This window comes from Pseudomonas sp. GL_091 (assembly GCF_057837725.1).
Genome location: NZ_CM174451.1, coordinates 2,487,501 through 2,505,246, shown reverse-complemented (window position 1 = coordinate 2,505,246; position 17,746 = coordinate 2,487,501). Strand labels below are relative to the sequence as shown.

Sequence of the window (17,746 nt, the reverse complement as noted above, 5' to 3'; positions counted from 1 at the left end):
ACATATCCGTTGCTGCGGTAACGGCCGCTTAGGGTTCCGCTCTTACAGCGGGTTACTTGGAAAAGCCCCAAGTAACCAAGGGCTCTTGCCCCTTACGTTCGGTGCCTCGCCAAGGCTCGGCATGCCCTCGCTCCGGTCCTGCTCCGTGGGCCTCACGAGGGGGCAAGAAGATCAAAAACCAAAACCAAAGCAAAAGCGAGGCGGCCTACCGGCCGGCCTGATTGTTGGGTTCGTTCGTCTGTGATGTACCTGGTCGACTGGCAGGCTGCCTTCGCGAGCAGGCTCGCTCCCACAGGAGGGCGGGGATGTACATGGATTTTGCGCCTGACACTGCTCAACTAATGAAATGGGAGCGGGCTTGCTCGCGAAGAGGCCGGCACATTCAACATTGATGTTGCCTGAAAAGCCGCATTCGCGAGCAAGTCGGATCGCCGCACCGCCGCTCCCACAGAAAAGCAAAGGCAGAGCGGCGTACACCCACGCTCTTCACCACTCAACAGGCCGAGCGTTAGCTCGCCTGCAGCTCTTGATCTTGATCCACCCGCCCCCTCGGCAGGCTGAGCGGAGGTGTTCATCCGGGGATTGGCGCGCAGCGCCGTTCGACGCAGTCGAACACATTGCATGTAGGTCGAGCGAAGCGGACCGGAGGGCAATGCCCCCGGATGAATGCCGGAGCGAAGGAACCCCGAGCCTAAGCGAGGGGCCGTACGTAAGGGGCGAGCGTTTTTTTGGTTACTTTTTTTAGGCGCTTGTAAAAAAAGTGACTCGCCGTAAGGGCCAGCCCTTTCAAGGTCTTCGTTTAGAATCCCCTAAAAACCAGTCAGGGTGACGAAAACGATGTGGGCAGAAGTTCTAGCGCGGTTTGAAAAAAAGACACCGGCCAGTGTCATGACGAAATTGATACTGGAGCAGGCTGTTCCTGCCGAATGGGTTGATCAGGTGTTTGAAGAACACCGTCAACGCCAGTACCCGCGTGAGCTTTTGTTTTCGACCATCGTTGAGCTGATGTCCCTTGTTTCATTGGGTTTGCGCCCTTCTTTGCATGCCGCTGCCCGGCAAATGGAGGGGCTGCCGGTTACGTTGGCGGCGCTCTATGACAAGGTCAGCCGCACAGAGCCCGCGTTGCTGCGGGCGTTGGTTACAGGAAGCGCCGAGCGCCTGGCTCCGACGATAAAAGAGTTGGGCTGCTCAGCCATTTTGCCCGGCTGGCAGCTGCGCATTGTCGACGGCAACCACCTGCCTTCTACTGAAAAACGCTTGGGGGCTTTGCGGCGTGAGCGAGGTGCGGCGCGACCAGGGTTTTCAGTAGTGGTCTACGACCCGGACCTCGATCAGATCGTCGACTTGCAGCCATGCGAGGATGCCTACGCCAGTGAGCGCGTCAGCGTGCTGCCGCTGTTGGCCCACGCCACTAAGGGCCAGCTATGGATGGCCGATCGGCTGTACTGCACGCTGCCCGTCATGCAAGCCTGCGAGGAAGCGGGGGCTTCGTTCATTATTCGCCAGCAAAGCAAACATCCACGGTTGATTGAGGAAGGCGGCTGGCAAGAATCTGTGGCCATCGAATCCGCAACGGTGCGCGAGCAAATCATCGAACTCAAAGGTGGTCACCGCTGGCGTCGAGTTGAACTGAACCTACAGACACCTACTGACTCAGGCGACACTGTGATGTGGTTCTGGAGCAACTTGCCAGACACCGTCAGCGCCGGGCAGATCGCCGAGTTATACCGTCGTCGCTGGAGTATCGAAGGGATGTTCCAGCGCCTGGAATCGGTGCTGGACAGTGAAATCGAAAGCCTTGGCGCTCCGCGGGCGGCGTTGCTGGGTTTTGCCTCGGCGATCCTGGCCTACAACGTCCTGGCAGTGCTCAAACGCAGCGTGGAACAGGCTCATCGCGAGACATTGCCCGAAGGCTGGGAAGCTTCGATCTTCCACCTGACGGTACAAGTGCGTAGCGGATACGAGGGCATGCAGATCGCACTGCCCTCAGATTACCTGACACTTCAAACGACCTTAGAAACGCTGGCAACGCGACTGTTGGCGCTCGCCAGGAATATCAAGCCCAAGCAAGTGGCCAAAAGCATACGTGGTCCCAAAATCGCCAAACCCAAGGAGTGGCTGGACGGCAAAGCTGCGCACGCTCATGTGTCGACGGATCGGGTGCTTAAGGCCCATAAAGGGAAAACACCTTGAAAGGGCTGGCCGTAAGGGCGAAACCGCCAGCCGCCGTTACCGCAGCAACGGATATGCACTCGGTCAGGAAGGAATATCCAAAGCCAAAGACATGAACTGACCAATCCGCGACCGCAACCACCGTTCCGCCGGATCATTGTCATGCACCCCGCTCCAGGCCATCGACAAGTGCGCCGCCTCAATCCCGAACGGCGGATCCTCGGCCCGCAACCCACACCCCTCGACCAACGCACACGCCGCATAATCCGGCACGGTGGCAATCATCTCGGTCCCCGCGAGCAACGCCCGCAATCCACTGAACTGCGGCACCCCCAGCACCACACGACGACTACGCCCGACCTTCGCCAAATCCAGATCGATGTTGCCGCTCAGGTCGCCGGAAAACGACACCATCGCATGGGGCCGCTCACAGTACTCATCCAGGGTCAGCGTCCCCGGCCGGGTGTCGCCACGCAGCACCTTGCAGGGGATATCGCGCAGCTTCTTGCGCTTGGCATTGGCCGGCAGATCCGTGGTGTAACTCACGCCCACCGAGATTTCCCCCGACGCCAGCAGCGCCGGCATCAACAGGTAATTGGCCCGCCGCACGACCACGACGATGCCCGGCGCTTCCTCTTGCAACTGACGCAGCAACGGTGGAAACAAACCGAACTCGGCATCGTCCGACAGCCCGATGCGAAACACATCGCAACTGGTCGCCGGATCGAACTCCCTGGCCCGGCTGACCGCGCCGGAAATGGTATCCATCGCCGGTTGCAACTCCTTGAGAATCGCCAACGCACGCGCCGTCGGTTCCATGCCGCGACCATTGCGCAGCAGCAACGGGTCGTCGAACAGATCGCGCAAACGCCCCAGCGCGGCGCTCACCGCCGGTTGGCCCATGAACAGTTTTTCCGCGACGCGGGTCAGGTTCTTTTCGAACATCAGGGCCTCGAAAATCACCAGCAGGTTCATGTCGACGCGACGCAGATCGTTACGGTTCATAGGCACGGGTTCCTTGTGTGTGTTCGGCCAGGCGCGAGGATGAGAATTGTGTCTGACTTTACCCAAGACTTCCCGCGGTGAGCGAGGAATTAACAACGATTAACTCGCAAGCCAGAGCCTTCGGGTCCAAGAATGAAGCCTACCGACACGGACATTCGCCATGGCTCACGTTCAGCAAAATGCCGCCCCCGCGTCATTCACGACTATGCCAAAGAAAAGCACCGGTGGCCTCAGCCCGCAACGCGAAAAACGGGTTAAAAAACTGATCCTCGAACGTCTGGGCGACAGCCTGGAAGTCACTGAACTGGCACAGGCCTGCGCCCTCTCGCGCAGTCACTTCTCCCGCGCATTCAAGTGCAGCACCGGTCTCTCGCCGCAAGAATGGATTCGCCAGCAGCGCATTGCCCTGGCCAAGCAATTGATCCAGTACACCGACATGAGCCTTACGCAGATCAGCCTCGAATGCGGCTTCTGCGATCAGGCGCACTTCTGCCATATCTTCACCCGCAGCGAAGGCATCAATCCGTTTGCCTGGCGCTGTCAGGTGGTGCATGGCCTTAAAAGCAAAAGATCGCAGCCTTCGCCAGCTCCTACGGGCATGCACGCTACCGTGTAGGAGCTGGCGAAGCCTGCGATCTTTTGATCCGGCTTTTTAACCTTTCAAGAACGCCAACAGGTCAGCGTTGAGCTGATCCTTGTGGGTGTCGGTCAACCCGTGAGGGGCGCCCGGGTAAATCTTCAGGGTCGAGCCCTTCACCAGTCTGGCGGAAGAAACGCCCGCCGCTTCGTATGGCACCACCTGATCCGCATCGCCATGCACCACCAGAGTCGGCACGTCGAACTTCTTCAAGTCTTCGGTGAAGTCGGTTTCCGAGAATGCCTTGATGCAGTCATAGGCGTTCTTGTGGCCGGCCATCATGCCTTGCATCCAGAACCAGTCGATCATGCCCTGGGACGGTTTCGCATCGGGTTTGTTGAAGCCGAAGAACGGGCCGCTGGCAAGGTCGATGTACAGCTGCGAACGGTCGGTCAGCGAGGCCTGGCGGATGCCGTCGAAAACCTCCAGCGGCAGGCCGCCGGGGTTGGCTTCGGTCTTGAGCATCAGCGGCGGCACCGCGGAAATCAGCCCGGCCTTGGCCACGCGTCCGGTGCCGTGGCGACCGATGTAACGCGCCACCTCGCCACCGCCGGTGGAGAAGCCGAACAGCACGGCGTTTTGCAGATCGAGCAGCTCGATCAACTGCGCCAGATCGTCGGCGTAATGGTCCATGTCATTGCCCGACCATGGCTGGCTGGAGCGCCCATGACCGCGACGGTCGTGGGCGATGACCCGGTAGCCCTTGGAGGCCAGGAAGATCATCTGCGACTCCCAGCTGTCGGCGTTCAGCGGCCAGCCGTGACTGAAGACAACCGGCTGACCGGTGCCCCAGTCCTTGTAGTAGATCTCGACGCCGTCGCGGGTAGTGAAGGTGCTCATGGGTGATGCCTCCTTAACGAGGGTTGGGGGTGAATCAAACCGGTAGCGGGTTCATGCGATCGGCCAGGCGCGCCACTCGCTCGCCCAGGTGCGCGGCGGTGCAGCGATCCTCGGGCGGTGGGGCATCGTCGGGGGATTGCTCGACATTCGACTGGGCCATGGCACCGAGGGAGCTGCCCAATCGGTTCAGCTGTCCGTTGAACGCGCCGGTGCTGGAACGCGCCGGCAGCAGGTCGAGGCCGACCCAGATCATCGAGTGCTGGGCGGCGAACACGGCCATCTGCAGCAAGGTATTGAGTTTGTCGCCGCACAGGCAGCCGGAATTGGTGAAGCCGGCCGCGAGTTTGTCGCGCCAGGGCTGGGCCAGGTAGAACGCCGCCGTGGCCTCCATGAACGCCTTGAAGGCCGCCGAGGCACTGCCCATGTAGGTCGGCGCGCCGAAGATGATGGCGTCGGCGTTGTGCAGCCGCGCCCAGTGCTCATCCACCTCCTCGACCGGAATCAACTGGCAGGTGCTGCCCAGGTGCCGTTCCACGCCCGCGGCCACGGCTTCGGCCATGACCCGGGTGTGCCCGTAGCCACTGTGATAGACCACCACCACGTTGCTCATTGCTCTGTCCTTGCGATGGATGGGAATCCCTTTGTAGGAGCGAGCTTGCTCGCGATGCTGTGTCAGCCGCATTGGTGTCGACTGATACTCCATCGCGAGCAAGCTCGCTCCTACAGCAAGAGAGTTTTGGCGCAGACCGGACGCGCGACGAGTTAAACGTTGTTAATTTTCCTTGGCGCGCAAAAAGCCCCGGCAAGTCCTGTCCATCTGTCGCACCCAATGTTTTCGGGACCGCCAGCCGCTGGCCGATACGCTAGAGTCAATGCCTGCCCCTTCAGTCACCCGGGCGGCGCATTGCGCTACGTAATAAACCTGAGGAACATGCTCAAAAACCGCGTACTAGACGGATGCAGCAGGAGCGACTCGTTGACCCTTTCCCCCGAACAGGCTGTGCATTTCGGCCCCTACCGGGTCTACCCCGGACAACGCCTGGTGATGGAGGCCGACCAGCCTTTGCGCCTGGGCCGGCGCGCCATGGACATCCTGTTGATCCTGCTGGAGCACGCTGGCAACGTGGTCAGCAAGCAACAACTGATCGCCCGGGTCTGGCCCAACAGCGTGGTCGAAGACATCAACCTGCGGGTGCACATGGCCGCGTTGCGCAAGGCGCTCGGCGACGGTCAGGCCGGCCAGCGCTACATCGTCACCGTGGCCCAGCGCGGGTACAGCTTCGTCGCTCCGCATTCACTGGAACAGGCCGAGCAACTGCCAGCGCCCGTGGCCTGCGCGCCGAGCCGGCATAACCTGCCGGTGCGCCGCACGCGCATGATCGGCCGGCAGACCCTGGTCGACAATCTGGTGGTGCAACTGCCACGCCAGCGCTTCATCACCCTCGTCGGCCCCGGCGGCATCGGCAAGACCACCGTGGCCTTGCGGGTCGCCGAACAAATGATCGGTCGCTACCGGGACGGCATTCGCCTGCTGGACCTGGCCCCGATCAACTGCCCGCTGATGATCGACGGCCACTTGGCGAAGTTGCTCGAACTGGCCCTGCACGACGACGAGCCCCTGAGCGGTCTTGCGGACTGTCTGCGCGACAGGCAAATGCTGTTGGTCATCGACAACTGCGAACACCTGGTCGATGCCATCGCCCAGCTCTGCGAAAACATTCTGCGCAGTGCGCCGCACGTGCATATTCTCGCCACCAGCCGCGAGAGCCTGCGGGCCGAAGGGGAATTCGTCCAGCGTCTGGAGTCACTCGACTGCCCGCCGCCCATCGCCATCCTCGACTGCGCCCAGGCCATGACCTTTTCCGCCTTGCAACTGTTCGTAGAGCGGGCCATGGCCAGCCATGACAGCTTTGAACTGAAGGACGATGAGCTGCCGCTGTTGATCGACATCTGCCACCGACTGGACGGTATTCCGCTGGCCATCGAACTGGCGGCGGCGCAAGTGGGCACCTTCGGATTGCCCGGCTTGCTGGCGCAGTTGCAAAGCAGCTTCCGGGTGTTGGCCCAGCCCTGCCAGACGCCCCTGGCACGCCATCAGACCCTGCGCGCAACGTTGGACTGGAGCTTCGAACTGCTCAACGCCTGTGAAAAGACCTGCCTGCGCCGACTGAGTGTGTTTCGCGGCGGCTTCACCCTGGAGTCGGCAGCGGTGGTGATTGTCGGCGAACACATCGAACCCCGCGAGGTGTTCGGCTCGATCACCCAACTGGTCGCCAAGTCGCTGTTGAACGTGGAGGTGGGCGACGAGGATGTTTACTACCGCCTGCTCGATACCACACGCAGCTATGCCCTGGAAAAACTCGCGCAAACCACCGACCTGCCCGGCACTCGGGAGCGGCATGCCGAGCGTTGCCTGGCGCTGATGCAACAGGCGCAGGACGACTGGGAGAAAACCTCGACTGGCCTGTGGCTCGAGCGCTATGGCCGGGCCCTGGAGGACATCCGCGCAGCCCTCGACTGGGGATTGCACGCTAAAGGGCCGCAGGCACTGGCGATACGCCTGGCCGCGACGTCCACGCCCCTGTGGCAGGAGTTGTCACTGCTCAAGGAGCACGGCGGTTATGTGCGCAAGGCGCTGGCCTTGCTCGAGCAGTCTGCCAAGCCTTGCCCGCGCTTGCAGATGGCCCTCAAGCTGGCCCTGGGCAGTGCCTGTTACCACGCTCAAGGAGGTAGCGCCGAAACCATTGGCGCCTTTGTCAGCGCCAGGGCTCTGGCCAGGCAACTCAACGATGTGGCCGGTCAGCTGCGGGCGATTTCCGGGCACCTGGCAGTCAATCTCAGCTGCGGCCATTATCAAATGGCCCTGGAACAAAGCCGGCAATTCGATCAGCTTGGGCTGCATGACGACGCCCTGACGTCCCTGAGCATGCATCGATTGCGGGTGCTCGCCCTGCACTTCTGCGGCGACCAGCAACAGGCCGGGGAGCATGCCGAACAGGTGCTGCAACGCATGACCCACAGTGGTCATCTCAACCGTTTCACCCATGGCTTTGGCGTGCAATACGACCAGAGTGTCGCGGCGCTGACCATCCACGCGCGCATCCTCTGGCTGCAAGGCCAACCGGAACAGGCCTGGCGTACAGCCCGGCAGGCGCTGGACATCGCGTTGCAGATCAACCATGGCACGTCGATCTGTTACACCCTGGCTCTGTCCGGCTGCCTGATCGCTTATTACAACGGCGACACCCGCAGCGCCCGCGAACTCCTGCGCCTGCTGCTGGAACAGACGCAGAAACACTCGGTTCCACTGTTCTATCACTGGGCGCAACACTACGCGCAGGTGATCGGCGGCACCGATGTTCGGCCATCCGGCCGCCAAAGTGTCGGATTGATCAAAGACATCATGGTCACGCTGGATTCGTCCTACATCGACGATGGTTTGCTCGAACGCGCGCAAAACGGTGCGTCGGGCTGGAGCACGGCAGAGATTCTGCGGGCCAGGGCCAAGACATTGCTGGCAACGGATTGCCCGCTCAAAGCCGCGACGGCAGAAGCGGTGCTGCTCAAGGCACTCCATGTAGCAAAGACCCAGGGCGCCCTGGCTTGGGAGCTGCGCAGCGCCACCTCGCTGGCACAACTGTGGCAACGTCAGGGCCGCCACCAACAGGCGCATCAACTGCTGGCACCGATCTACCAGCGCTTCACCGAAGGTTTTGCCACGCCTGACCTGATGGCAGTGCGCCGCTTACTTGGTGAGTTGCAATGTCACCTGCCGGCCTGAAGTCCAGCGTGTCTGGCTGATGTAACCGGCATAACGCACTTCAAGGGCGCGCAAATCACCACTGAGTTCGAGTTTTTCCAGGGCGTAGGTGCGGGTGGTGTTGAGAAAGCGATAACGGGTCACTTCCCTCCCCTGCTCCAGGGACAGTAGCGACTTGAGGGCCAGGTTTTCCATCACCTCGACCAGGTCGGCGGCTGGCAGCCTGTCGCAGCAGATCACGCCGATCGCTGCGTCCTGGGTAAACGCCATTTTGAACACCGCCAGGCGCTGCAACACGGTTTGCTCCACGGCAGTCAACCGTTCGTAGCTCCAGTCCAGCGCAGCTTTGAGGGTCTGGTGCCGGGGAACGGCTGTGCGGCGGCCGTGGGACAGCAGCTGAAAACAGTTGTCGAGTTGCGCTTGCAACCCCACCAGCGCCAATGCATCGATTTGCGCCGCGGCCAATTCAATCGCCAGCGGCAGGCCGTCGAGGCGTCGGCAGATTTCCCGTACGGTCTTGAGGTCTTGCTCGCGCAGGGTGAACCCTTGTTGGCGAGCCCCGGCACGGCTGACGAACAACTGCACCGCGGAATAGCCCATGACCTCGGCAACACTGCGCAGCGCTGACGCCGGCGGCACCGCCAGCGGTGGCAGACGCAAGACGGTTTCGCCCTCCGCCTTGAGCGGCTCGCGGCTGGTGGCAAGGATCGACAGCCGCGGCATCGAATGCAGCAGCGTGTCGACCAACGTCTGGCAGCGTTCGAGCAGGTGTTCGCAGTTGTCCAGCACCAACAAGGCATGCCGCTGCGCCAGCGCCTCCAGCGTGGTGCCGACCTTCAGTCCAAGGGTTCGTGTGAGGTGATCGGTCACTTGCGCCGGGTCATCGATCGCCGCCAGGTCCACCAGCCACACGCCGTGCCGATAGTGCTGCAACAACAGTTCGGCCACGCGCAGCGCCACGGTGGTCTTGCCGATCCCGCTAGGCCCGACCAGGGTCATGAATCGGCGCACCGGTAACTGCCGCACCAGACTGCCGACAATCGCATCGCGCCCGGTGATCGGCGTGAGCCGCGCCGGCAAGTTGTGCAGGGGCTTTTGCAGGGTCTCACTCGGGAACGCTACGGGCTCTGGCGAATGCTGTACCGGGGCGACAAAACTGTAGCCGCGCTGGGGAATGTTGACGATGTAGCACTGGCCGTTCTGCCCGTCGCCCAAGGCACGGCGCAGGGCGGCAATGTGCACCCGCAGGTTGATCTCTTCGACCACGGAGCGCGGCCAGACCTGCGCAATCAACTCTTCCTTGCTGACCACCGAGCCTGCGTGTTCGACCAACACCTGCAACACATCAAGGGCGCGGCCGCCCAGGCGTAGCGGTCGATCGCCCTCCAGCACCAGTCGCTGACTGAGGTGGAAGGCATAGGGACCAAATCGCAGTACCGCTTCGCTGTTTATATCTCTGAGGCTGTTCATGCGCTGTCACCCGCTGGAAGCCTGGCTCGGTACGCGAGTCCATCAGGCTTCGTACCTTCCTTGCATTGAGTTCAGCGGTATCTTGGCAGGCCTCGGTGACGGTACAACTGCCACGGGGGGAGCGTCACGGCCATTGCGGTGCGCAGGACGGACACGCGCGCTAGCTGAACTGCTCGCGGTATTGAGTCGGGGTCAGGCCAAGTTTTTCACTGAACAGAAAACGCATATGCCGCACGCTGCCGAAGCCACTCTTGAACGCCACGGTCTTGAGTGGCAACTCGGTGGTTTCCAGCAGATTCCTGGCGCAATCGATGCGCGCGCTTTGCAGAAACTCCATCGGCGTCATGTTCACTTCCCGGGCGAACACCCTGGCGAAATGCCGCGGGCTCATGTTGGCCAGACCGGCCATGCGCTCGATGCTGTAGGTTTCATCGAGATGTTCAAGCACACGGTTCTGCACCCGGGTAATCGCCGTTTCGTGGGGGGCCACCGCCGCCATCAAAGGGCTGAACTGCGCCTGCCCGCCTTGGCGTTTCATCACCACCAGCAACACCTTGGCCACATCCTGGGCGACTTTTTTGCCATGGTCCTGGGCCACCACCGACAAGGCCAGGTCGATCCCGGCGGTGACGCCACCGGAAGTGATCAGGTTGCGGTCCTGGACGAAGATCTGATCGGTCTCGACGGTCACCTTCGGAAAGCCCTTGATCAGCCGCTCGGTGTAGTGCCAGTGGGTGGTGACGCGATAGCCATCGAGCAAACCGGCATGCCCCAACACAAACGCCCCGGTGCAGATCGAGCCATAACCGGCGGACCGGCTGACGTTGTGCCTGAGCCAGTCGAGCAACGGCGGATGCTTTTCGTTGTAGGCACCGGGACCACCGGGCACCAGCAGCAGATCAAAACCTTCACAGACCTCGTCGATGTGCCGGTCGGCGTGCACGCTCACGCCATTGGACGCCCGCAATGCGCCGGGCTCGGTGCCGATGGTCGACAACACATAGTGATCGTCGGGTTTCAGATAACGATTGGCGATGGAAAACACTTCCATGGGCCCGGCCATGTCGAGCAGGAGAAAGTCGGGAAACAGCACCATTGCCACGGTTTTCATGGATTGGAATTCACTGGGATCAATAGGGTCGGCAGACCAATCCTTGTGGGAGCGGGCTTGCTCGCGAAGGCAGTGAGTCATTCACCATTATGTAGCCTGAAACGACGCCTTCGCGAGCAAGCCTGCTCCCACAGGATTCTTGCTGTGCATTATGGCCAAGTACGACGTAAAGATCGGAAAAGAATAGCTGATTCCCACCCAGACACTGTCAACCTGATAGAGACAGTATTTCAATTTTCATCTACTTATTGCATCAACCAGTAACCATTAACCTTCTCCTCACTCGGACGAATTCACGTCCCCACAGGAGATTTCATCATGCTGACTCTTCGCAAAGCCTCGGATCGTGGCCTGGCCAATCACGGCTGGTTGAAGTCGTTCCATACCTTTTCCTTCGCCAACTATCGCAACCCGAAAGAGCAGGGTTTTTCCGATCTGTTGGTGATCAACGACGACCGCGTGGCCGCCGGTAAAGGCTTCGGCCAGCACCCGCACCGCGACATGGAGATTTTCTCCTATGTGCTTGAAGGTGCCCTGGAACACAAGGACACCCTGGGCACCGGTTCGGTGATCCGCCCCGGCGACGTGCAACTGATGAGCGCAGGCAGTGGCGTGGCCCACAGTGAGTTCAACCACTCCGGCACTCGGGCGGTGCACTTTCTGCAGATCTGGATCGTGCCCGACGTCAGCGGCGCCAAACCGCGCTATCAGCAAGAGCACTTCAGCACCCAGAAGAAACGCGGGCGCCTGCAACTGATCATCTCGCCGGACGGCGCCAAGGGTTCGCTCAAGGTACGTCAGGATACACGGGTGTATGCCGGCCTGATCGACGGCAAGGAAAGCGCCACCCTGGAGCTCGCCGCCAACCGCTACGCCTATGTGCACGTGGCCCGGGGCAGCGTCGAACTCAACGGTGTGTTGTTGCAGGAAGGCGACGGTGTACGGGTTCGCGAAGAACAGGCGCTGACCTTGAGCAACGGCGTGGATGCCGAAGTACTGGTGTTCGACCTGCGCCCACAGGAACTGCCGGAAATGCCATGACAAAACCCCGCGACAACCTCATCGATCACCGCCCGGACCCTGGCCGTATGCCGCAGGTCCGCATGGGTCACCAGCCTGATGTCATAGGGCATCGGCCGCGCTCACGGAAGCGGCGCAGGCCCATGCCCGGATGGAAGCGGGCGATCACATCGGCAAGATCGTCCTGCGCGTGGATAGTTGATGGTTCAGGGCTCGCAGGATTCCTCAAGGTTGGCGACCTCTGCGCCCTGCTCCCCCTGATAACGGGCCCGATAGCGCCCGGGGCTTTCCCCGGTCCACTTCTTGAACGCCCGATGGAAGGCGCTGGGTTCCTGGAATCCCAGTCGCTCGGCGATATCGCTGATGCTCGCGTCGCTCTGACGCAATTGCTCAAAGGCCACACCACGGCGTACTTCGTCCTTGATCTCCTGGTAGGAACAGCCTTCACGCTCCAGTTTGCGGCGGAAGGTGCTGGGGCTCAGGTGCTGTTCCAGGGCAAAGGCCTGCAACGTCGGCCACTCACTGTAATGACTGCCGCGCAAGCGCTGATGAACCTGGGATGCCAGGCCATGCTGGTTACGGAAGCGGATCACCAGCCATTGCGGCGCGGTACGCAGAAATACCTTCAGCGAAGCCAGGTCCTGAACCACCGGCAGGCGCAAGTAGTGACTGGCAAATTCGATTTCGGTGCGCTCGGCACCAAAGGTCAGGTTGGGGCCCCATAGCAGGCGATCGTCACCCAGCGACAGGCGCGAATGGCGGAAGTCCGCACGGTCAATGGGAATGCGCCGCCCGCCCAGCCAGCACAGCAGACTGATCATCAACACCAGGAAGGTTTCTTCACCAAACCGGCTGGCATCGTTGTCCGTCGAACGGGTTTCCAGGCTGATGACCGCACGCTTGCCACGCACGGCCAGCGAGCCGCGAAAGTCGCGCAGGAACAAGCCGAAGTTGGCCAGGCACTGACGCATGGCCTTGTGCAGATCGGGTTCCTGAATCAAGGCGCGGCAAATCAGGGCGAAACTGCCCGGCGGCATGCCATGGGAGTCGAGCCCGAAAAACTCATCGTCGAGTTCGCGGATCTGGATCAGCCACAACGCCGCAAACGCGTTGGCCGGCACCCGCGCCGTGGGTTGGTGCATGACCGCCGGATCAATGCCCGCCTGTTCGAGCATGGCCGTCACACGCTGCGGATCATCCCTCAGCCCATGGATCATTGCCTGCACGAAATAGGCGGCAACCGAGTCCTTTTCCCGCATTGGTTCGTTTCTCTCTCATCACCCGAATGGCAAAAAACATCAGTGCCGTTGAACAGTTTTGGCATAGGACAACCGCCCTGCCGGCTCTAGACTCGCGGCAATAGTACGCCTTCGGCAGCAGTCGCGGCCAAGGTATCGCAGGGTTTGATCGAAGGATGGGAAGATGAATCTGCAAAACATCGGGGTGATCGGTGCGGGCACCATGGGCAACGGCATCGCACAAGTCTGCGCCATGGCCGGTTTCAACGTGACCTTGCTCGACATATCCGAAAGCGCTTTGCAAAAAGCCGTCGCAACGGTCGGTAAAAACCTGGATCGGCAGATCGCCAAGGAAACCCTGACGCCGGAGCAGAAACAGGCGACCCTCGACAAGATCCGCACCAGCACCGATTACAGCGTCCTGCGTGACGCGCAACTGGTCATCGAAGCGGCCACGGAAAATCTCGACCTGAAACTGCGAGTGCTGCAACAGATCGCCGCGCAGGTCAGCAACGAATGCGTCATTGCCTCCAATACCTCGTCGCTGTCGATCACCCAACTCGCCGCCAGTGTCAGCCAGCCTGAGCGCTTCATCGGCCTGCACTTCTTCAACCCGGTGCCGGTAATGGGCCTGATCGAAGTCATCCGTGGCCTGCAAACCAGTGACGCGACCCACCAACTGGCGCTGGACATGGCGACCACCCTCGGCAAAACCGCGATTACCGCGGGTAATCGTCCGGGGTTCGTGGTCAACCGGATCCTGGTGCCGATGATCAACGAAGCGATCCTGGTGTTCCAGGAAGGCCTGGCCAGCGCCGAAGACATCGACGCCGGCATGCGTCTGGGCTGCAATCAGCCTATCGGCCCATTGGCACTGGCGGACCTGATTGGCCTGGACACCCTGTTGTCGATCCTCGAAGCCTTCTATGACGGCTTCAACGACAGCAAATATCGCCCGGCGCCGTTGCTCAAGGAAATGGTCGCCGCCGGTTACCTGGGACGCAAAACGGGGCGCGGCTTCCATGCCTATGCCTGAGCGTTGCTCGCGCTTTGCCGAGTACCGGGACAAGGTCCTGGAGCTGTTTGCCTGCAAGGGGTTCGGCCAGGTCGGCATGCGTGAGCTCGCGACGTGCCTGGGGCTCTCCCCAGGCTCGCTGTATCACCATTACCCCAGCAAACAGCATCTGCTGCTCGACCTGATCGAGGAGTTCTACGAGGAGCTGCTGGCCACTCTGGGACGTATCCAGCAAAAAGCCCCGGGCAAGCGCGACAAACTCAACAGCCTGATCCGCGCCCATTTGAATCTGCATCGGGAGATGCCCTGGCATTTCCGCCTGGTGGAACGCGACAGCGGTTGCCTGAACGAAGAACAACAGGCTCGGGTCCGGCAATTGCGTGAGCAATACGAACGCACGTTGCTGAGGATACTGGGCGCGAAGTCTCGTTTCAGTGAACAAGGCCTGCTGGCGGCCGGACATGCCATTGGCGTCCTGCTCAACAGCGCCCCCAGCTGGCTGACACCACATGTGCTGGACGAGCAGGAACGTGATGAGCTGCTGGAGAGCATGGTCAGCGGCGCCATCGAACGTGTTCTTGCGCCACGGCGTGCGCCGGAGGCAATAAGCCTCGCGCGTCCTATCGAAAAAACATCTAAAGAAACACAAGCACCGACAAAGATTTAGCGCTTTGCTTGTCGGCTCGACACAATCGGAATTCGCCGAAAAAACTGGCGTCCAAACCGATGTATGTACTCGAGCACCTGGAGCCGACCATGAAAATCAATCCCTACCTTATCTTCAACGGCGACTGCAAAGCTGCCTTCACCTTCTATGCGCAATGTCTGCAAGGCCAGATCGAAGCCATGCTGACCTTCGGCGAAACGCCTGCCGCTGAGCATGTCCCCACGGATCTGCACAACCTGATCATTCATACCCGCCTGATCGTGGGCGATCAGGCGATCATGGGGTCGGACACCACACCGGATCGCCCCGTGGATAAAATGAGTGCCTGTTCGATTTCACTCAACGTCGACAGCATTGCCGAGGCCGAGCGGGTCTTCAATGCACTGGCGGGTGGTGGCACTGTGCAAATGCCACTGGAGACCACGTTCTGGGCGGCGCGCTTCGGCATGCTGGTCGACCGTTTTGGTGTGTCGTGGATGGTCAACTGCGAAAAGGATCAGTGAAAAGCCTTGGTCGATTGACAGTCTTCAAGGCACAAAAAAGCCCAACCTGAAAAGGTTGGGCGTTCTGGCAACGTTCTGGCAACTCCCGGCCTGTCTGCTACCGTCAACTAGCCACATGGATAGCAGCGAACCAGAGGAGCGAACCCACTATGCCGGCCCACGACCTGTCCTGGTCCACCCGTTTCAAATGCTTGCTACTGGCCGGTGGACTGATCACCAGCCTGCTAGCCCTCAATGGTTGCGCCACTGTCGATGCACAGACCACCGCCTATGTCGGCGTAGAACATCCGGCACCGACATCGCCGGACGAGGTTGTCGTGCTGCGCTCGGAGCCTCCTCGTCCGCATGTTCGCCTGGGTGAAGTGTTGATCGACGCCAGCGTCGACCCTGCCCCGCCGATTACCGAAGTCGAACAGAAGCTGCGGGAAGAGTCCGCCAAACTCGGTGGCGATGCGGTGGTGGTGGTCTATGACCATATTCAGGCGGTGGGTGCCTATGCCAGCGGACCGCTGTGGGCTCGCGACGTAACGACCATCGAGGGACGTAAACTCAAAGGCATCGTGATCAAGTACCAGTAGATATCTCCCCACGGAAGACAGCGTCAACGGAGGTTGAATTTGAATGACGTGGTGATCGCCCTCATCGTCTTCGCCTGCCTGTCCGCCAGCGCACTGCTGGGCTCGTACGTGAGGGAGCGATTACCGAGCCATCATCTGAGCGACGACTCCGTGGCGGTGGTGAAGCTGGCCACCGGCCTCATCGCAACGATGTCGGCGCTGGTCCTCGGCCTGCTCGTTTCCTCCGCCAAAGGCACCTTCGATACGGCCAATGCCGAACTGGAGGGCGCGGCGGCGAAAGTGGTTCAATTCGATCGCTTGCTTGCCCGCTACGGCACCGACACCCAGGGCATCCGTACCGAGCTCAAGCACAACTACGCAGAAGTCACCGAGGTACTCGCTTCCCGCGATCACCATCAGATTGCAAAACTCGATAGCCCCGAAATGATCCGTCGCTCCGAAGGCCTGCAACGCCAGGTCGAATCACTGACGCCCGGCAACGATGATCAGCGCTCGCTCAAAGCCAAGGCATTGCAAGACATGGACACGGTTTTTGCCACCCGCTGGCTGACGCTGCTTCAGGCCAATCAATCGATTCCACCGGTGATGCTGGTGATCCTGGTGACGTGGCTGGGGATTATCTTCGGCTCGTTTGGCCTGTTTGCACCACGCAACGGCACCATTGTCGTCGTATTGCTGATGTGTGCCCTGTCGACGGGGGCAACCATCTTGCTGGTAGAGGAACTCAATCGTCCGCTTGATGGTTTTATCTGTGTGTCGCTGGAACCCTTAGAGCACACGCTGGAGCGGTTGGGGCAATAATTTCCATTTCCTGTGGACAAAACAAAACCCCAACTGCTTTCGCAATTGGGGTTTCGGAATTTAATCTTGACGATGACCTACTCTCACATGGGGAAACCCCACACTACCATCGGCGATGCATCGTTTCACTGCTGAGTTCGGGATGGGATCAGGTGGTTCCAACGCTCTATGGTCGTCAAGAAATTCGGGTACTGAGTCGTGACCGGCTGGCCTCGCTTCAGCAAATTGGGTATGCGATAGTTTGGTGTTTTGTGAGTATCTCGAACTTTCGGTTCGTTTCGTCTTCACACACCGCAATCTGATGCTCTTTCGAGTAGTCAAATTGCTTGGGTGTTATATGGTCAAGCCTCACGGGCAATTAGTATTGGTTAGCTCAACGCCTCACAGCGCTTACACACCCAACCTATCAACGTCGTAGTCTTCGACGGCCCTTCAGGGGACTCAAGGTCCCAGTGAGATCTCATCTTGAGGCAAGTTTCCCGCTTAGATGCTTTCAGCGGTTATCTTTTCCGAACATAGCTACCCGGCAATGCCACTGGCGTGACAACCGGAACACCAGAGGTTCGTCCACTCCGGTCCTCTCGTACTAGGAGCAGCCCCTCTCAAATCTCAAACGTCCACGGCAGATAGGGACCGAACTGTCTCACGACGTTCTAAACCCAGCTCGCGTACCACTTTAAATGGCGAACAGCCATACCCTTGGGACCGGCTTCAGCCCCAGGATGTGATGAGCCGACATCGAGGTGCCAAACACCGCCGTCGATATGAACTCTTGGGCGGTATCAGCCTGTTATCCCCGGAGTACCTTTTATCCGTTGAGCGATGGCCCTTCCATACAGAACCACCGGATCACTAAGACCTACTTTCGTACCTGCTCGACGTGTCTGTCTCGCAGTCAAGCGCGCTTTTGCCTTTATACTCTACGACCG

General features: G+C 60.4%; 15 protein-coding genes, 2 rRNA genes and 2 pseudogenes (1 of these 19 running past the window's edge). 10 read left to right on the top strand and 9 right to left on the bottom strand.

What is annotated here, in order from left to right:
- Nucleotides 1–888: 888 nt before the first annotated feature.
- On the top strand, nucleotides 889–2,193 hold the full coding sequence (locus AC3ITY_RS11460; protein WP_489305208.1) for an IS4 family transposase: 1,305 nt from the start codon (nucleotides 889–891) through the stop codon (nucleotides 2,191–2,193).
- Between the two features lie 63 nt (nucleotides 2,194–2,256).
- Here the strand turns inward: AC3ITY_RS11460 and AC3ITY_RS11455 are convergent, their stop codons facing one another.
- Nucleotides 2,257–3,177: a LysR family transcriptional regulator gene (locus AC3ITY_RS11455; RefSeq protein ID WP_489309153.1), complete on the bottom strand. Its 921-nt coding sequence runs from the start codon at nucleotides 3,175–3,177 to the stop codon at nucleotides 2,257–2,259.
- Nucleotides 3,178–3,337: 160 nt separating this feature from the next.
- Between AC3ITY_RS11455 and AC3ITY_RS11450 the strand changes: the two genes are divergently transcribed.
- Nucleotides 3,338–3,793 carry a helix-turn-helix domain-containing protein gene (locus AC3ITY_RS11450; RefSeq protein WP_489309151.1) on the top strand — a complete coding sequence of 152 codons (456 nt, stop codon included), beginning with the start codon at nucleotides 3,338–3,340 and terminating at the stop codon, nucleotides 3,791–3,793.
- A gap of 36 nt (nucleotides 3,794–3,829) precedes the next feature.
- Here AC3ITY_RS11450 and AC3ITY_RS11445 read toward each other — a convergent pair whose 3' ends face one another.
- Complete coding sequence (locus tag AC3ITY_RS11445) at nucleotides 3,830–4,654, bottom strand: alpha/beta fold hydrolase (protein WP_489309149.1); 825 nt, start codon at nucleotides 4,652–4,654, stop codon at nucleotides 3,830–3,832.
- A 34-nt stretch (nucleotides 4,655–4,688) separates the two neighbouring features.
- Entirely contained in the window at nucleotides 4,689–5,264 is a 576-nt protein-coding gene (locus AC3ITY_RS11440) for a flavodoxin family protein (protein WP_489309147.1), read from the bottom strand.
- A gap of 366 nt (nucleotides 5,265–5,630) precedes the next feature.
- Between AC3ITY_RS11440 and AC3ITY_RS11435 the strand changes: the two genes are divergently transcribed.
- Nucleotides 5,631–8,435, top strand: coding sequence for an ATP-binding protein (locus AC3ITY_RS11435; protein WP_489309145.1), 2,805 nt, complete (start codon nucleotides 5,631–5,633; stop codon nucleotides 8,433–8,435).
- Here the strand turns inward: AC3ITY_RS11435 and AC3ITY_RS11430 are convergent.
- A complete protein-coding gene (locus AC3ITY_RS11430) occupies nucleotides 8,400–9,884 on the bottom strand; it encodes an ATP-binding protein (protein ID WP_489309143.1) in 1,485 nt (494 codons plus the stop codon). The genes AC3ITY_RS11435 and AC3ITY_RS11430 overlap by 36 nt on opposite strands.
- A gap of 160 nt (nucleotides 9,885–10,044) precedes the next feature.
- The gene (locus AC3ITY_RS11425; protein ID WP_489309141.1) at nucleotides 10,045–10,995 is read right to left on the bottom strand and encodes a GlxA family transcriptional regulator; all 951 of its coding nucleotides are present in this window, start codon (nucleotides 10,993–10,995) and stop codon (nucleotides 10,045–10,047) included.
- 318 nt (nucleotides 10,996–11,313) lie between these two features.
- On the opposite strand from AC3ITY_RS11425, the gene AC3ITY_RS11420 reads away from it, so the two are divergent.
- Nucleotides 11,314–12,036: a pirin family protein gene (locus tag AC3ITY_RS11420; protein WP_489309139.1), complete on the top strand. Its 723-nt coding sequence runs from the start codon at nucleotides 11,314–11,316 to the stop codon at nucleotides 12,034–12,036.
- Between the two features lie 2 nt (nucleotides 12,037–12,038).
- Here AC3ITY_RS11420 and AC3ITY_RS11415 read toward each other — a convergent pair.
- A pseudogene (locus AC3ITY_RS11415) lies at nucleotides 12,039–12,134 on the bottom strand (LysR family transcriptional regulator); the annotation flags it as partial.
- Between AC3ITY_RS11415 and AC3ITY_RS11410 the strand changes: the two are divergent.
- Nucleotides 12,134–12,217 (top strand): annotated as a pseudogene (locus AC3ITY_RS11410) (zinc-binding dehydrogenase); the annotation flags it as partial. The pseudogenes AC3ITY_RS11415 and AC3ITY_RS11410 sit on opposite strands and share 1 nt — an antisense overlap.
- A gap of 4 nt (nucleotides 12,218–12,221) precedes the next feature.
- Here the strand turns inward: AC3ITY_RS11410 and AC3ITY_RS11405 are convergent.
- A complete protein-coding gene (locus tag AC3ITY_RS11405; protein ID WP_489309137.1) occupies nucleotides 12,222–13,274 on the bottom strand; it encodes an AraC family transcriptional regulator in 1,053 nt (350 codons plus the stop codon).
- A 163-nt stretch (nucleotides 13,275–13,437) separates the two neighbouring features.
- Between AC3ITY_RS11405 and AC3ITY_RS11400 the strand changes: the two genes are divergently transcribed.
- The 5 genes from AC3ITY_RS11400 to AC3ITY_RS11380 all read left to right on the top strand — a co-directional run bounded on the left by AC3ITY_RS11400 (nucleotide 13,438) and on the right by AC3ITY_RS11380 (nucleotide 16,817).
- Nucleotides 13,438–14,289, top strand: coding sequence for a 3-hydroxybutyryl-CoA dehydrogenase (locus AC3ITY_RS11400; protein ID WP_489309135.1), 852 nt, complete (start codon nucleotides 13,438–13,440; stop codon nucleotides 14,287–14,289).
- Nucleotides 14,276–14,935, top strand: coding sequence for a TetR/AcrR family transcriptional regulator (locus tag AC3ITY_RS11395; RefSeq protein WP_489309133.1), 660 nt, complete (start codon nucleotides 14,276–14,278; stop codon nucleotides 14,933–14,935). The genes AC3ITY_RS11400 and AC3ITY_RS11395 overlap by 14 nt, the downstream gene beginning before the upstream one ends.
- A gap of 89 nt (nucleotides 14,936–15,024) precedes the next feature.
- Nucleotides 15,025–15,438, top strand: a complete 414-nt coding sequence (locus tag AC3ITY_RS11390; RefSeq protein ID WP_489309131.1) for a VOC family protein — start codon at nucleotides 15,025–15,027, stop codon at nucleotides 15,436–15,438.
- A gap of 149 nt (nucleotides 15,439–15,587) precedes the next feature.
- On the top strand, nucleotides 15,588–16,016 hold the full coding sequence (locus tag AC3ITY_RS11385) for a hypothetical protein (protein WP_489309129.1): 429 nt from the start codon (nucleotides 15,588–15,590) through the stop codon (nucleotides 16,014–16,016).
- A 48-nt stretch (nucleotides 16,017–16,064) separates the two neighbouring features.
- A complete protein-coding gene (locus tag AC3ITY_RS11380) occupies nucleotides 16,065–16,817 on the top strand; it encodes a bestrophin-like domain (protein ID WP_489310844.1) in 753 nt (250 codons plus the stop codon).
- 64 nt (nucleotides 16,818–16,881) lie between these two features.
- Here the strand turns inward: AC3ITY_RS11380 and rrf are convergent.
- Together rrf and AC3ITY_RS11370 are read right to left on the bottom strand one after the other, a co-directional pair.
- A 5S ribosomal RNA gene (gene rrf, locus AC3ITY_RS11375) occupies nucleotides 16,882–16,997 on the bottom strand.
- 157 nt (nucleotides 16,998–17,154) lie between these two features.
- Nucleotides 17,155–17,746 (bottom strand): 23S ribosomal RNA (locus AC3ITY_RS11370); it runs 2,302 nt beyond the window's last position.

Coding starts and splice junctions, on each gene's coding strand:
- AC3ITY_RS11400 (WP_489309135.1), top strand. CDS start 13,438: ATGAATCTGCAAAACATCGGGGTGATCGGTGCGGGCACCATGGGCAAC.
- AC3ITY_RS11440 (WP_489309147.1), bottom strand. CDS start 5,264: ATGAGCAACGTGGTGGTGGTCTATCACAGTGGCTACGGGCACACCCGG.
- AC3ITY_RS11450 (WP_489309151.1), top strand. CDS start 3,338: ATGGCTCACGTTCAGCAAAATGCCGCCCCCGCGTCATTCACGACTATG.
- AC3ITY_RS11420 (WP_489309139.1), top strand. CDS start 11,314: ATGCTGACTCTTCGCAAAGCCTCGGATCGTGGCCTGGCCAATCACGGC.
- AC3ITY_RS11460 (WP_489305208.1), top strand. CDS start 889: ATGACGAAATTGATACTGGAGCAGGCTGTTCCTGCCGAATGGGTTGAT.
- AC3ITY_RS11425 (WP_489309141.1), bottom strand. CDS start 10,995: ATGAAAACCGTGGCAATGGTGCTGTTTCCCGACTTTCTCCTGCTCGAC.
- AC3ITY_RS11455 (WP_489309153.1), bottom strand. CDS start 3,177: ATGAACCGTAACGATCTGCGTCGCGTCGACATGAACCTGCTGGTGATT.
- AC3ITY_RS11390 (WP_489309131.1), top strand. CDS start 15,025: ATGAAAATCAATCCCTACCTTATCTTCAACGGCGACTGCAAAGCTGCC.
- AC3ITY_RS11385 (WP_489309129.1), top strand. CDS start 15,588: ATGCCGGCCCACGACCTGTCCTGGTCCACCCGTTTCAAATGCTTGCTA.
- AC3ITY_RS11430 (WP_489309143.1), bottom strand. CDS start 9,884: ATGAACAGCCTCAGAGATATAAACAGCGAAGCGGTACTGCGATTTGGT.
- AC3ITY_RS11405 (WP_489309137.1), bottom strand. CDS start 13,274: ATGCGGGAAAAGGACTCGGTTGCCGCCTATTTCGTGCAGGCAATGATC.
- AC3ITY_RS11395 (WP_489309133.1), top strand. CDS start 14,276: ATGCCTATGCCTGAGCGTTGCTCGCGCTTTGCCGAGTACCGGGACAAG.
- AC3ITY_RS11445 (WP_489309149.1), bottom strand. CDS start 4,654: ATGAGCACCTTCACTACCCGCGACGGCGTCGAGATCTACTACAAGGAC.